Source organism: Desulfobaculum senezii, from assembly GCF_054657395.1.
This window is the reverse complement of sequence record NZ_BAAHYU010000002.1, coordinates 1,434,578-1,448,667: the sequence shown is the minus strand read 5'-3', so window position 1 is coordinate 1,448,667 and position 14,090 is coordinate 1,434,578. Positions and strand designations below refer to the sequence as shown.

At 57.5% G+C, this 14,090-nt stretch carries 13 protein-coding genes; 3 read left to right on the top strand and 10 right to left on the bottom strand.

Annotation, left to right across the window (positions count from 1 at the left end; genetic code table 11):
* Window positions 1–11 precede the first annotated feature (11 nt).
* The 3 genes from ACYQ2T_RS07285 to ACYQ2T_RS07275 all read right to left on the bottom strand — a co-directional run bounded on the left by ACYQ2T_RS07285 (window position 12) and on the right by ACYQ2T_RS07275 (window position 2,857).
* Window positions 12–908 (bottom strand): Mrp/NBP35 family ATP-binding protein, encoded by an 897-nt coding sequence (locus ACYQ2T_RS07285; RefSeq protein WP_459899644.1) that lies wholly within the window; start codon window positions 906–908, stop codon window positions 12–14.
* 296 nt (window positions 909–1,204) lie between these two features.
* Window positions 1,205–2,164: a DUF368 domain-containing protein gene (locus ACYQ2T_RS07280; RefSeq protein ID WP_459899642.1), complete on the bottom strand. Its 960-nt coding sequence runs from the start codon at window positions 2,162–2,164 to the stop codon at window positions 1,205–1,207.
* A gap of 45 nt (window positions 2,165–2,209) precedes the next feature.
* Window positions 2,210–2,857 (bottom strand): protein-L-isoaspartate(D-aspartate) O-methyltransferase, encoded by a 648-nt coding sequence (locus ACYQ2T_RS07275; RefSeq protein WP_459899640.1) that lies wholly within the window; start codon window positions 2,855–2,857, stop codon window positions 2,210–2,212.
* A 190-nt stretch (window positions 2,858–3,047) separates the two neighbouring features.
* Here ACYQ2T_RS07275 and ACYQ2T_RS07270 point away from each other — a divergent pair, with 190 nt between their 5' ends.
* A complete protein-coding gene (locus ACYQ2T_RS07270; RefSeq protein ID WP_404844775.1) occupies window positions 3,048–3,485 on the top strand; it encodes a CBS domain-containing protein in 438 nt (145 codons plus the stop codon).
* A gap of 279 nt (window positions 3,486–3,764) precedes the next feature.
* Here the strand turns inward: ACYQ2T_RS07270 and ACYQ2T_RS07265 are convergent, their stop codons facing one another.
* The 4 genes from ACYQ2T_RS07265 to ACYQ2T_RS07250 form a co-directional block, all read right to left on the bottom strand.
* Entirely contained in the window at window positions 3,765–4,031 is a 267-nt protein-coding gene (locus tag ACYQ2T_RS07265; protein ID WP_404844774.1) for a HypC/HybG/HupF family hydrogenase formation chaperone, read from the bottom strand.
* A 20-nt stretch (window positions 4,032–4,051) separates the two neighbouring features.
* Window positions 4,052–4,555: a HyaD/HybD family hydrogenase maturation endopeptidase gene (locus ACYQ2T_RS07260; protein ID WP_404844773.1), complete on the bottom strand. Its 504-nt coding sequence runs from the start codon at window positions 4,553–4,555 to the stop codon at window positions 4,052–4,054.
* A 94-nt stretch (window positions 4,556–4,649) separates the two neighbouring features.
* Window positions 4,650–6,368: a nickel-dependent hydrogenase large subunit gene (locus ACYQ2T_RS07255; RefSeq protein ID WP_459899637.1), complete on the bottom strand. Its 1,719-nt coding sequence runs from the start codon at window positions 6,366–6,368 to the stop codon at window positions 4,650–4,652.
* 62 nt (window positions 6,369–6,430) lie between these two features.
* A complete protein-coding gene (locus tag ACYQ2T_RS07250) occupies window positions 6,431–7,384 on the bottom strand; it encodes a hydrogenase small subunit (protein WP_459899635.1) in 954 nt (317 codons plus the stop codon).
* Between the two features lie 598 nt (window positions 7,385–7,982).
* Between ACYQ2T_RS07250 and ACYQ2T_RS07245 the strand changes: the two genes are divergently transcribed.
* Both ACYQ2T_RS07245 and ACYQ2T_RS07240 read left to right on the top strand, forming a co-directional pair.
* Window positions 7,983–9,284 carry a M23 family metallopeptidase gene (locus tag ACYQ2T_RS07245; protein ID WP_459899633.1) on the top strand — a complete coding sequence of 434 codons (1,302 nt, stop codon included), beginning with the start codon at window positions 7,983–7,985 and terminating at the stop codon, window positions 9,282–9,284.
* 345 nt (window positions 9,285–9,629) lie between these two features.
* Window positions 9,630–10,553, top strand: a complete 924-nt coding sequence (locus tag ACYQ2T_RS07240) for an IS110 family RNA-guided transposase (protein WP_459899631.1) — start codon at window positions 9,630–9,632, stop codon at window positions 10,551–10,553.
* Between the two features lie 255 nt (window positions 10,554–10,808).
* On the opposite strand, the gene ACYQ2T_RS07235 is transcribed toward ACYQ2T_RS07240, so the two are convergent.
* From ACYQ2T_RS07235 to ung, 3 genes are all read right to left on the bottom strand, one after another.
* Window positions 10,809–12,044 carry an ISL3 family transposase gene (locus ACYQ2T_RS07235; RefSeq protein ID WP_459899629.1) on the bottom strand — a complete coding sequence of 412 codons (1,236 nt, stop codon included), beginning with the start codon at window positions 12,042–12,044 and terminating at the stop codon, window positions 10,809–10,811.
* 166 nt (window positions 12,045–12,210) lie between these two features.
* A complete protein-coding gene (locus ACYQ2T_RS07230) occupies window positions 12,211–13,146 on the bottom strand; it encodes an IS110 family RNA-guided transposase (RefSeq protein WP_459898185.1) in 936 nt (311 codons plus the stop codon).
* A 261-nt stretch (window positions 13,147–13,407) separates the two neighbouring features.
* Window positions 13,408–14,079: a uracil-DNA glycosylase gene (ung, locus tag ACYQ2T_RS07225; RefSeq protein ID WP_459899627.1), complete on the bottom strand. Its 672-nt coding sequence runs from the start codon at window positions 14,077–14,079 to the stop codon at window positions 13,408–13,410.
* Window positions 14,080–14,090 lie beyond the last annotated feature (11 nt).

Sequence of the window (14,090 nt, the reverse complement as noted above, 5' to 3'; positions counted from 1 at the left end):
GCGCAGGCGGACTACACGTGAATGGTGGACACCGCTTCGAGGCTATTCTCGGCGGCTTCGCTAATCTTCTTGGCGATCTTCAGCAGAGCGTCCTTGGCGGGGGTCTCCTCGTCAAGGTACACCACGGGCTTGCCGATGTCGCTGGCGACGACGGTGGCCGGGTCCAGCGGAATGGCGCCGAGGAACGGAATGCCGTACTTCTCGGCCAGCTTTTCGCCGCCGCCCTTCTTGAAGAGGGAAATCTCCTCATGGCAGTGCGGACAGACCAGCCCACTCATGTTCTCCACCACGCCAAGGACGCTGGCATGGGCATACTGCAGGAAATTGCAGGCCTTGCGCACGTCGGCGAGGGACAGCTCCTGCGGGGTGGTCACCACCACACACAGGGCGTCCGGGATGGTCTTGAGCACGGTCATGTGCTCGTCGCCGGTTCCGGGCGGAGAGTCGATAACCAAAAAGTCCAGCTCGCCCCACGTGACGTCGGAGATAAACTGGCGGATGGCGGACGTTTTCATGGGACCGCGCCACAGCACGGCCTGGTCCGTATCCTTAAGCAGGCTGTCCATGGAAACAGCGGAAAGATTCTCGTTGTATTCCTTGGGCTTGATGAGGCCGCCACGCTCGTCGCCGTCCAGCTGGCCGGACAGGCCGAGCAGACGCGGCACACTGGGACCGTGGATGTCCACGTCCATGATGCCAACCTTGTAGCCCAGCTTGGCCAGCGCGGCCGCAACGTTCACAGTGACGGAGCTCTTGCCCACGCCGCCCTTGCCGCTCATGATGAACAGCTTGTACTTGATCTTCTCCAGCGTGCTGGAGATCATCTGGTCCTGAATCATCTGCTTGGCGTTCGGCTTATTTTCGCCGCCGCCACCAGACGAACAGGAGCTGCATCCGGATTGGGTCATTGTCTCTCGCCTCTTCGTAGTTACGCTTTGACGTTCACACCGTAACGGTACCAGTACGTGTGCCGTCCGACATTCGGGCGGCGGTCAGTCCTCAAGGATAATGCCTCCATGGCCGTTGACCAGTAGGGGCGCAGAATCTTTTCACTGAACCGACTGAAATATGTTTTGGCCTGCGCTCCCGCAGGCTCCCCTGCCCGGCCAACGCGGCGCGCCGCCACACTGTGGTGCGGCCCGGCCTGCGGGTTTGGGCACACTGTGTCACCCGAAAAGTAACGCACTGCGGGGCCTGTCGCCTGCTACACGTGCGTACGAACGCGCGAGACGCGGTCCAGCAGCATCACCATGGCAAAGCCGACGGCCATCAGGAATACGGCAAAGAGGAAATCCCCGTCAAATGCCGGAAGCACGTTGGCATCACGCAGAACGTGAACTTTGCCACGGATGACCTGCGTCTCCAGCACCTCTTTCCACGGCCACACCTTGCGCGCCGCACCAAGCATAACGCCGGTCAAACACGCGATGGTCTGGGCGTGCCAGCGATGCAGGAACACATGCAAAAGGCGCGAGAAAGCTGCGATGCCAAGAGCACAACCACAGGCAAATACGCCGAGTGTCAGCAGATTATCAAGGACGAACGGATTGCGGAGCGCCCCTGTTATATACTCGTATTTTCCAAGGATCAAAAGCAGAAAGGCGCCGCTGATGCCCGGCAGAATCATCGCGCAGATGGCAATCATCCCGCACAGCATGACAAACCACCACGATTCCGGCGTGGTGACGGGTATCATCCCCACAATGAACCAACTGCCCACCGCGCCAAGAACCAGCGAAGCCACGGCCCCGGCGTTCCACTCCTCCACCCGGCGGCTCACCACGATGATGGACGCGGCAATCAGCCCGAGGAACAGGGACCAAATCTCCACCGGATGCTGCTTGAGCAGCGTATTCATCAGCCCCGCCATGGACACCAGCGCCGCACCCAGCCCAAAGAGCAAAGGCAGCAAAAAGCGCAGGTGCACCTCTTTGGCCGCGCCCGTAAAATTGAGGCGCAACGCGGCGCTGATGGCGCGCAGGTTCACCGAGCGGATGGCCGCGATGAGATCCTCGTAAATGCCGGTGATGAAGGCCACCGTCCCGCCGGACACACCGGGGACAATATCCGCGGCCCCCATGCAAAAGCCCTTGCAGGCCAGCGCAAAGGCGCGACGGGGAGAGTCCGGCCCCGGACCGGAAAGCAAGGCCTGAAGAAATGTCATGTTCTGTCCGTTGGATTCAGGTTCACGAGGAGCAGGCATGGCGCGCTACCAGCCGTGCGAGCCAATAAGATCGACAAAGACCACGTTCCCCATATTCTCCTGCGTCACCGCGCCGTTTTCCTTGCGGGCAACGATGAGGCTCTGCTGGCGGCGCGATGCGCCAACCGGGATGATGAGCTTTCCGGGGTCGGCCAGTTGGTCCAAAAGCGGCTGGGGCAGCTCCGGCCCGCCAGCCGTCACGATAATGCGGTCGAACGGAGCTTCCTCGGGCCAGCCAAGGGTGCCGTCGTCCAGCTTGAGGGAAACGCCAAAATACCGAAGGCGCGTCATCTTGTTTCGCGCGGCGACGTGCAACTCGCGGATGCGCTCCACAGTGAAGACCTCCGCCCCCATATGCGCCAGCACAGCGGCCTGATAGCCAGACCCCGTGCCGATTTCCAACACGCGCATTCCGGGCTTCACGTCCAGCAGTTGGCTCATCAGCGCCACCATATACGGCTGCGAGATGGTCTGCTTAAACCCTATGGGTATGGGATGATCTTCGTAGGCCTGCGCCTGCATAGCCTCATCCACAAAAAGGTGACGCTTCACCGTGCGCATGGCGTCCAGCACCGCCGGGTCGGTAATGCCCCGCCCTTCGATCTGCTCGCGCACCATGCGTTCCCTATTCCGTCGTAAATCAATTTGAACCATGCAGTTGTATCCTCAAAGAGTGCTGCCAAGGCGCCCGTTCAGACCATCCTGAAGCAGGGCGACTTTGGCGCGTGCCATGCTGACCAGATTTCTTCAATCAAGTCAATATACTCTGCCGCGCACGGCGCAAAGCACTTGACAGGAACAAGGGCGCAGGGAGACTATGATTCATGTAAAAAAAGGAGTCCCCATGCTGAAAGTCAAGGACCTGATGACACAGGACGTCTTTACCCTCCGCGAGATGGACACCATCAAGACGGCCCGTTCCATGATGTCCCTCGCCCGCATCCGGCACATTCCCATCGTCTCGGACGATATGGAATTCAAGGGCCTGCTGACACACAGGGACATACTCTCCGCCACCTTATCGCAGTTTGCGGAGGTGGACAGGAAAACGCAAGACGAAATCGACGCGGGCATTCCCATCCGGGAAATCATGCGGACCGACGTCACCGCCGTCATCCCGGAAACGCCCCTGCAGGACGCCGCAGAAGTTCTGCTCCACCACAAATACGGCTGTCTGCCCGTGGTGGACGAGGATAAACTCGTGGGCATCATCACGGAAGCGGACTTCCTGCAAATGACCATCCGCCTCATGGAAGCGCTGGACCTCGAAGCCGAGGACTAGCGCCAACGGCCAACGGCGACGCGCAGCCCTGTGCTTCCTGCGCCGCGGGCTGGCGCGGTTGCAGGCACAAAAAAACACGCCCATGTGCAGCGGCGTAGCGGCGCGGCAAAAGCCGCGTCGGGATGCCTTGTCCCGTCCGTCCCCGCATCCCCGGGGCCCCACGTGACCTCTCCGCGCACAGACGCCCCACCCCACTCACACAAGAAAACCCCCGCGTTACCATGACGCGGGGGCTTTTTCTGGAATTTTCATGGAGCGGCGCGCAGGGGCGCAGCCGCGCTACAGGTCGAAGGCGGTGTTTCCGAGGGGGCGGTCGCCAGCCAGCTCGCTCATCTCGTTGATGAGGTCAATGGTTTTGCGGGCTTCCTCCTCTTCGACCTTGCTGATGGCAAAACCGGCGTGCACCAGCACATACTCGCCAATGGCGGGCTTGTCCTGCATCAGCATAAGCGAACACTTCACAAAGGTCTGGCTGTCGCCAACCTGAACCATGGCCAGTTCTTCTTCAAGGAGTTCCGTCACCTTGCAGGGCGTTGCCAAGCACATATTCGCACCTCGTCCACTCGTTATGCGGGATTCTTCACGGCACACCGTCCACCGGCGGCCTCCACTTCCTTCACCGCCATCGCCATCATTTCAGGGATGCGCGACGTCAGCTCCTCGCTGATTTCGAGGGACGGCTCGGACTGGTAGTCCTTCGGTTCAATGCCGACGATAATCGCGGAGGGCTTGTGGCCGGTGATCAGCTCACAACAGCACAAGGTCTCCAACAGGTCCATGTCGTGCACGGAGTTCTTAAAGGCCAGCGACAGCCGCAAATCCTCGCCATCCAGCCGGTACAGCGTACCCGGCTCGTGGCCATTGATCACGGCATCAAGGATAATGACATGGTCCGCCTGCGAAATAAGGTCCGTCAGGATAAGACCACGCACTCCCCCGTCCACCAGCTGGACGTTGTCCGAGAACTCGTACTCTTCTTGGAGGCGCTCTACCACCCGTACGCCTATTCCTTCGTCGCGCAGCAGGATGTTGCCGCAACCCAGCACAAGAATCTTTGTCGTATCAGTCACTCGAACTCCTGAAGATCATGGAATAACAGAGACCCGGCCCGTGAATTCGGGCCGGGTCCATTGTTAAACGATTCAAACGTGATGTCTACCCTCTTTAGCAGACCTTGAACTTGTAGGTCTCGTTGCTTTCGGGATCGATCACATGCACGCCACAGGCGATGCAGGGGTCATAGGAGTGGACGGTACGCAGGATTTCGACTGGACGCTTGGGATCGAACACCGGAGTGCCGATGAGCGCTTCCTCAACGGGGCTGAGGGTGCCGTCGTCGCTGCGCGGGCCAAGGTTCCAAGTGGACGGAACGACCAGCTGGAAGTTCTTGATCTTGCCGCCTTCAATTTCGACCCAGTGCGACAGGGTGCCGCGCGGTGCGTTGACGAGGCCAACGCCGAAGGCCTTGTCGGGCATCTCAAAGGGAGCCACGATGTCAGTCTTGCCCATGGAGACGTTCTTCTCAAGCTGCTCGATCCAGTTGACCATCTCGTCGCCGATGACCTTGGTCTCGATGCAACGGGCGGCGGTACGGCCGAGGGTGGAGAACAGAGCTTCGGGGCCAACGCCGAGGGTGCTGAGCACCTTGTTGACCACTTCCACAGTGGGCTTGTGGCCGCGGCCGTAGGCAACCAGCACCTGCGCCAGCGGACCAACTTCGGTGGCCTTGTCGTTGTAGCGGGGAGCCTTCATCCAGCTGTACTTGCCGGTGTCTTCGGAGGTCATGCGGTCCATGCCGGTGTATTCCGGCTCCGTGACGCCGTGCCACGGATGCTTGGGATCGCCGTCCTTGTACCAGCTGTACTTGACGCTTTCCTCGATCTTCTTGAGGTCGAAGTCGTGGATGTTGGCGATGTCGCGGTTGTAGATAACGCCGGAGGGCATGAAGCGGCTGTACATGTCGGCTTCGTCGGTGGGGAACTCGCCGCAGCTCTGGAAGTGCGTGGTTCCACCGATGCCGCCCCAATCGAGGTAGTACGGAGCAACGGCCAGAATGTCCGGCAGGTAGGTGTTGTTCACGAACTCGATGGTTTCCTGATACAGCGCCTTGAACTGCGCCAGATTTTCCTTCTTCAGGGCGTCGTAGCAGGTGATGCCGCCCTCGTAGAGGCTCTGGGTATGCGGGTTCTTGCCGCCGATGATGGCCATCATACGTGCGGGCAGGATCTGAAGCTTCAGGGCCTGCAGGTAGTGATGGGTGGCCAGCAGGTTGAGTTCCGGCGGCAGCTTGTACGCGGCGTGGGGCTCCAGGAAGTACGCGTTGGAGAAGATGCCCAGCTGGCCGGAGCCAACGAACTTCTTCAAACGCGCCTGCGTCTCTTCCAGTTCCTTCACGGTGTGCTTGCGGTGGCCAAGGCCTGCGCCGTTGGCGAGGTCTGCCGCGCCCTTGGGGCTGGCGGACAGCGCGCTGACAACGTCGACCCAGTCGAGGGCATGGAGGTGATAGAAGTGGACAATGTGGTCATGCATAAACTGCGCGCCAAGGAGCATGTTGCGCAGGATGCGGCCGGACTCGGGGATGCGCTTGTCAACGCCGATGGCGTTGTCCACACAACGGGTGGACGCGAGGGCGTGCACGTGGGTGCACACGCCACAGGCGCGCTGAGTGAAGTGCTTGGCGTCGCGGGGGTCACGGCCCTGGAGGATCAGCTCCAAGCCACGGAACAGCTGCGAGCTGGACCACGCGTTCTTGACGCGACCGTTTTCCACTTCCACTTCGATGCGGAGGTGGCCCTCGATTCTATTAATGGGATCGATAACGACTTTACCGGTGTAATCCCCGACAGGAGTTACCGGGGCCGCTTTGGACTTACAACCAGCCATAACTTCCTCCTAAATGATAGTTCAAGCGTCTTCTGTTAACCAGTGTGTTCTACAATTCCACGCTAGTAGATGTCGTAGAACGGGCTCATCTCATCCCAGAAATCAGGCTCGGAGCAGCCGATGCAGGGATGGCCGGCCTGGATGGGGAAGCTGACCTGGTTGAACAGAACCTTCGGGCAGTTGTTGAACGTGTTGGGGCCTTTGCAACCCAGCTCGTACAAGCAGTAGCCCTTTCTGGCTTCTTCGGAATCGAAGGAGGGGGCGAAAAGTCCTTCCTCAAAGTATTTGAGGCGGGGGCAGTTTTCGTGAACAGTTGCGCCGTAGAAGAGGTAGGGACGGCCGTAATCGTCGAGCTCGGGCATACCCTTGGTGATGTAGTGCACCACGGTACCGATGAAGCTCATGGGGTTGGGCGGGCAACCGGGGACGTTGATCATCGGGGCGCCGCCGAGGGCTTCGCTGCAGCCCTTTGCACCGGTGGGGTTCGGGGCAGCCTTCTGCACGCCGCCGTAGGCAGCACAGGTGCCGATGGCGATGGTTGCCAGAGCCTTGGGGTAAATCTCCTGCAGGGTGGAGTACATGGTCTTGCCGCCGACCTTGCCGTAGATGCCGCCGTCCTTGGTGGGCACGCCGCCCTCGAGGACCAGAACGAACTTGCCTTCTTTCTCGTGGACGGTCTTGTGCAGGACTTCTTCGATGGCTTCACCGGCGCACTGCATGAGGGTCTCATGATAATCGAGGGAGATGACATCAAACAGAACCGTCGCGATATCCGGCTCGGTGCTTCGCAGGACGGACTCGGAACAGCCCGTACATTCGGCGAAATGCAGCCAGATAACCGTCGGCCGCTCTTTAGCGGTGAGGGCTTCCGCCACGCGGGCGGGAGTGAAGGACGCATCCGCAGCCATAGCGGCGGATACAGCGGCACAGAACTTCATGAACTCACGGCGTGAAATCCCTTTTGCTTTCAGGGCTTCCATGACGTCATGCTTACCGCTACCAATTGAACATTTCATAAGACACCTCCATAGTTACCAAACAGCGGCGGACCAATCCGCCAAAGAAAAACTGGCGTTCCATCCTACCGTTCAAGTGTTTATGGAATCAGCACTGCACGAATGGTATTTCCTGTTGAATGAGCACAAATACAGTACCCAGTCAATGGAATCGGCCATTTTTTTTCAGTAAAACGCCATATATTTGCGCATTTTGCATGATGGTTGAAATGGTATGTCAATCGGTATCACAACTCAGTAAATCGTATTCACTTCTTAAACGGCATTCACTGAATGCCGTATAAGCCTCTGATTTGAGTGAGTAAACAATTTTTCCATACAAGAGAACTATGGAATAATCCACCCCCTATCGAAATTTTTCCCATCAGTCGTACTACGTTGCCACCCAATGCGCGCATCATCGTAATTGCCTTTTTCCGCGTCGCACAGCAGTTTCGTCGAATATCCGACACCATGCTCTACCCGCGTGCGACAAAATGTTGCCGAGGGTTGGCATAAGCCCCTGAAAACGGTATCCATCAAAGCCGAACCCAACGGCAAACCGTCCTCGCAGAGGACTCGTTCAACCTGAAATCCGTCATTACAGAGCAATAGTAGAATGAAAAAACTCGTAACAGTCTCAATCCTCGTGTTTCTCCTTGCAGCGGTAGCCGTGGGCGGCATCCTCTACCTCAAGGACAGACGCGCCCCCGAGCTGACCCTGACACCCGGCGAAGGCTACCTCGGTGCGGAATCCTCGTTCTCCCTCACCGCCGTGGACCCCACAACCGGCATCAAAAACCTGTCCGTCATCGCCACGCAGAAAGGCCGCAGCGTTGCCCTGCTCAAGCAGGACACCTTCGCCAATCCGCTGGAAGCAACAGTGGAATTCGATCTCTCGCAGACCAAATTCCGCAACGGCCCGGTCAGCATCACGGTTTCCGCCACGGACCGTTCCATCTACAACATGGGACAGGGCAACACCGCCAACCAGACGTGGGAATTTGAACTGGATACCAAGAAGCCCCGCGTTGTCGTCCTTTCCGGACAGCACAACCTGAACAGGGGCGGCTCCGGCTGCGTTGCCTACACCGTCAATGAGGATGTCTCCAAGTCCGGCGTGCAGATTGGCGACGAGTTCTTCCGTGGGTACAAGCAGGCAAACGGCAATTACCTCTGCCTGTTCGCCTTCCCGCAGGATATGACCGTGGAGCAGTTCTCCCCGGTGCTCATCGCTACGGACAAGGCAGGAAACACCCGGAAGGACTCCTTCTACTACCACGTCAACGACCGGAAATTCCGGCACGACGTCATCAACCTGCCCGACCGCTTCCTCAACGCCAAGATGCCCCAGTTCGAGGACGAGTTCCCCAACGCGCCCACACAGCTGGAACGCTATCTGATGGTCAACCGCGAACTGCGCGTGAAAAACCGCGCGGCAATGCACAAGCTCGGCAGCGAAAGCACAGCGACCCCCATGTGGGAAGGCCGCTTCTCCCGCCTGCCAAACGCCGCCAACCGCGCCGGATTCGGCGACCGCCGCACCTACAAGTACGCCGGTAAGGACGTGGACCATCAGACGCACCTCGGTATCGACCTCGCCTCCGTGCGCCACGCGCCCATCCCCGCCGCCAACAACGGTAAGGTTGTGCACACCGGCTTCTTCGGCATCTACGGCGAAAGCGTTGTCATCGACCACGGCCTTGGACTTATGAGCCTCTACTCGCACATGAGCAGCATCGACGTCAGCGTCGGCGATATGGTCAAAAAGAACCAGATCATCGGTCGCACAGGCGCAACCGGCCTCGCTGGTGGCGACCACCTCCACTTTGGCGTCTTCGTCGGCGGCGTGCCCGTCAACCCCATCGAATGGTGGGATGGACGGTGGATTGACAACAACATCACCTCGCGCATGAACTAACCGACACCCTCACCCTTCCAAACGCATCAAGGGCGCTCCCGATACATCAGGAGCGCCCTTTTTTCATGGTGCTTTGGCCCACCGGGCCGGCGACGCCCACCCATTTTTCCCTCCGGGGGCATAAGGACTCCCGTCCTTGTATATTGACCCTCAAGCCAAAGGCGGAGAAAAAAGAAAGCCGCCTCCATGACTGGCATGAAGGCGGCTGTTGCGGCAGACCGTACGCCCTTGAGTTACGAGCTCGTTCTTAAGCTGGGTCGCCGCAATATGTAGTACAAACTCGAATGATTGTTAGAGCACAAAGCTCGAATTTGCAAGGAAGAGTGAACTACGATGAAACGCACCATGGGCATTGACGTATCGAAGGCCAAGCTTGATGTCGCCATTTCTGGTGACGACAGCACGTCCACTGTTGAAAATAACCCTTTGGGTTTTCAGCAAATCGTTGAGACGGCAGAAGCGCATAATGTTGAGCTCGTCATCGTGGAAGCGACAGGTGGATATGAGTCTGACGCCGCAGATTTTTTGATGGAGCAAGGCATTCCCGTCGCTGTTGTGAATCCTCGCCGTGTGCGTGACTTTGCCCGGAGCCTCGGAGTGTTGGCGAAGGCGGATCGTATTGATGCTCTTGTTCTTGTTCAGTTTGGGGAAGTCGTCCCTGTCCGGGAAAATCAAAAAGTCCGGGCAACTCAGCGTAAGCTGGAAGCTCTTGTTAACCGTCGCCGGCAGGTCGTCGAAATCCTTTCCCGGGAGCGCGTTCGCTTGCAGCGAGCTTCGTCTGATGTGCGCCCTTACATTGAAGACGTTATTGCGACTCTGAGAACGCAAGAAAAGAGCTTGTCACTTGAAATCAAGAAACACATTCTCAGTGACAAAGATTTTTGTGACAAGGCAACTTTGCTTGAAACCATGAAAGGGATTTCGTCAGTAACCTCTGCGACTCTTCTTGCTTTCTTTCCTGAGTTGGGGACGTTAACGCCGAAGCAAGCAGCTTCTCTGGCAGGCCTGGCTCCATTCAACAGGGATAGCGGCAAGAAAACGGGGCAACGCTGCGTTTGGGGTGGGCGAATAAAAGTACGTAGCGCCCTTTACATGAGCGCAATCTCAGCGACTGTCTGGAACCCTGCAATTCGAGCCTTCTACCAGCGTCTTTGCGATGCGGGCAAACCTAAAAAGGTCGCCCTCACTGCCTGTGCAAGGAAGCTTCTCGTGATTTGTAATGCGATTTTACGGACGGGAAAACCTTGGGATCCTGCACTTAACGCTTGATTGCCAATACGATTGCTTATGTATCCTGCGTGCGCACAGGCCGGGTGCGCGGAGACAGGCCAGTCGTCACCCCTGACGACTCCCGCTCCCACCGGCATGGCAAGCCCGCCGGGGCGGGAATGCCCTACGCTTTTTCCCCTCCGGGGGCATAAGGACTCCCGTCCTTATGTATCCTGCGTGCGCACAGGCCGGGTGCGCGGAGACAGGCCAGTCGTCACCCCTGACGACTCCCGCACCCGCCCCCTATTTTATGGTTCATCTCCCAATTCCGGGGAAGGCTGCTCTGATTTTGAGAAAGAAGTACTCGTCGTCGAGAAAGCCGTAGGCCATCCGTTTGATCACCTTGATCTTGTTGTTGATCCCTTCGAGTAGGCTGGTGTGTAGCGGATATCGGCAGTGTGAGATAATGCCCGAGATGTAGGGTTTGAGGCGCTTAGCGAATTTAATGAGCGGCTCGACTCGGCTTTGCATGGCGCGGCGGTACCAACCTTTCCAAAACCGCTTGGCAGCTTTGGAGTCTCGGTAGTCCCAGAGTCGCTTCAAATCCTCCTTGAGGATATAAACCTTCATCAAATCTTTGTTGGCTCGAAGCAGGTCATAGAGCCGGATTCGATCTTCCTGTCGCATGAGATTCCGCCTGTTGCGCAGGAGCAGCCATCGTGAGCCTTTGACAACCTTACGGGCGTCTTTGTCATGATTGAGGCGATTGGCCTCATCGTTTCGGACGCGGTCGATTACTTCTCGGCCATACTTGGCAACAACATGAAACAGATCGTAGACGATCTCGGCTTTCGGGCATTGCGCCTTCACCTCGGCGGCATACGCACCGTTCATGTCCATTGCAACGGCCTCAATTCGGGCACAACCATCACGGCCAAGCAGTTCAAAGAATGGTCGGATGCTCTCCCGGCTGTTGCCTCTTCCTACCCACAGAACCCGCTTGGTGTAAGGCTCGACGATGATCGTGGCGTAGCGATGTCCTTTGCGGATGGCAAACTCATCCATTGCGACAACCTTGACGCCTTTCAAGTCAATGGGATTGAGTTTTTCCGTTAGGTACCGCTTGTCGATTGTCTTCACGGTCTTCCAGTTCAGGCCGTAGCATTCCGCGATGTGCTTAATGGGAAGTATGCGGCAGAGCCGAACAACGGACTCGGCCAGCCGCCTTGTGACACGCGAATACCTGTCGAGCCAAGGAAGCTGCTCCAGCTTTGGTCCACAGACGGGACAATGGACCCGACGCCGGAGAACGAGCAAATGCGTTGCCGCGTCGAATACAGGCAAGTCACGAACCCAGCGTTCGACATAGTCGTGAACTGCGCAGACAAGCCTGCCGCACCCGCTGCATCTCATTCGCCTTCGCCTGATTGGAATCAACTCGATCCAGACTTCGGGGTGCTTCCGAGCTTCGCTGGCTTCAAGGCGCTGAACAGTTCCAACACGATACCCTTTCCAGTCTCCCAACAACCGGGTAATCTTGCCCTTGGACAACGGTGCCCTCCTTGTAGCTCTCGTCTGTTGTGCAACTGTCGAGATTACTGAGGGTTTCCGTTGTCCTCAATTTTTTATGTTTCCCCCGGAATTGGGAGATGAACCTATTTTATGGGCGGCTTCCGCCCATAAAATCCTAAGGATTGTTAAGCAATCGTATTGGCAATCAAGCGTTAAGTGCAGGATCCCAAGGTTTTCCCGTCCGTAAAATCGCATTGCAAATCACGAGAAGCTTCCTTGCACAGGCAGTGAGGGCGACCTTTTTAGGTTTGCCCGCATCGCAAAGACGCTGGTAGAAGGCTCGAATTGCAGGGTTCCAGACAGTCGCTGAGATTGCGCTCATGTAAAGGGCGCTACGTACTTTTATTCGTCCTCCCCAAACGCAACGTTGCCCCGTTTTCTTGCCGCTATCCCTGTTGAATGGTGCCAGGCCTGCTAGAGAAGCTGCTTGCTTCGGCGTTAACGTCCCCAACTCAGGAAAGAAAGCAAGAAGAGTCGCAGAGGTTACTGACGAAATCCCTTTCGTGGTTTCAAGCAACGTTGCCTTATCGCTAAAATCTTTGTCACTGAGAATGTGTTTCTTGATTTCAAGTGACAAACTCTTTTCTTGCGTTCTTAGAGTAGCAATGACGTCTTCAATATAAGGGCGCACATCAGACGAAGCTCGCTGCAAGCGAACGCGCTCCCGGGAAAGGATTTCGACGACCTGCCGACGACGGTTAACTAGAGTTTCCAGCTTGCGCTGAGTTGCCCGGACTTTTTGATTTTCCCGGACAGGGACGACTTCCCCAAACTGAACAAGAACAAGAGCATCAATACGATCCGTCTTCGCCAACACTCCGAGGCTCCGGGCAAAGTCACGCACACGGCGAGGATTCACAACAGCGACGGGAATGCCTTGCTCCATCAAAAAATCTGCGGCGTCAGACTCATATCCACCTGTCGCTTCCACGATGACGAGCTCAACATTATGCGCTTCTGCCGTCTCAACGATTTGCTGAAAACCCGAAGGGGTATTTTCAACAGTGGACGTGCTGTCGTCACCAGAAATGGCGACATCAAGCTTGGCCTTCGATACGTCAATGCCCATGGTGCGTTTCATCGTAGTTCACTCTTCCTTGCAAATTCGAGCTTTGTGCTCTAACAATCATTCGAGTTTGTACTACATATTGCGGCGACCCAGCTTAACAACGAGCTCATTACTCAAGGACGTACGGTCTGCCGCAACAGCCGCCTTCATGCCAGTCATGGAGGCGGCTTCCTTTTTTCTCCGCCTTCGGCTTGAGGGTCAATATACAAGGAAATTATTTCCTTAACCCGCCGGAGGCATTGACTTTCTCCCCCTTCCCCTACCCCTTTCCCTCTACCACTCGATAGGCTCCACCCCATGGCGCACAAGATCGTCATTCGCAAGGGCGAAGTGGTTGCAGCCGAAGAAGCCGCGATAGGCGGAGAGTGGCGAGGGGTGAGCGGCTTCGAGGACGAGATGCTTGGTGGTGTCGATAAGGGCGGCCTTACTGCGGGCGAAGCTGCCCCACAGGAGAAAGACGACGTGCTGATGCTGGTCCGAAATGGCCGAAACAATGGCGTCGGAGATGCGCTCCCAGCCGAGGCGGCGATGGGAGCCTGCCTTGCCTGCCTCAACGGTGAAGATGGCGTTCAGAAGCAAAACGCCCTGTTGCGCCCAGCGGGTGAGGTCGGTGGAGCACTGACGCTCTTCGCCGTTGTACACGGTGGCCTGAATCTCCTTGAACATGTTGCGCAGGGACGGCGGAACGCGGACGCCTTCGGGAACGGAGAAAGAAAGCCCGTGGGCCTGCCCCGGCCCGTGATAGGGATCCTGACCGAGGATGACGACCTTAACGGCGTCAAATGGCGTCTGCGCAAGGGCGTTGAATTCGAGGCCCTCGGGCGGATAGATGGTAGCGGACTGGCGCATGCTGTGAACAGTGTCCAGGAGCGCGGTGTGTGCCCCTTCGGCAAGAAGCGGCACGGCCTGTTCCCAGCCTGCGAGGGACGCTTGTGGAGTGGGCATATGGCGGTTTT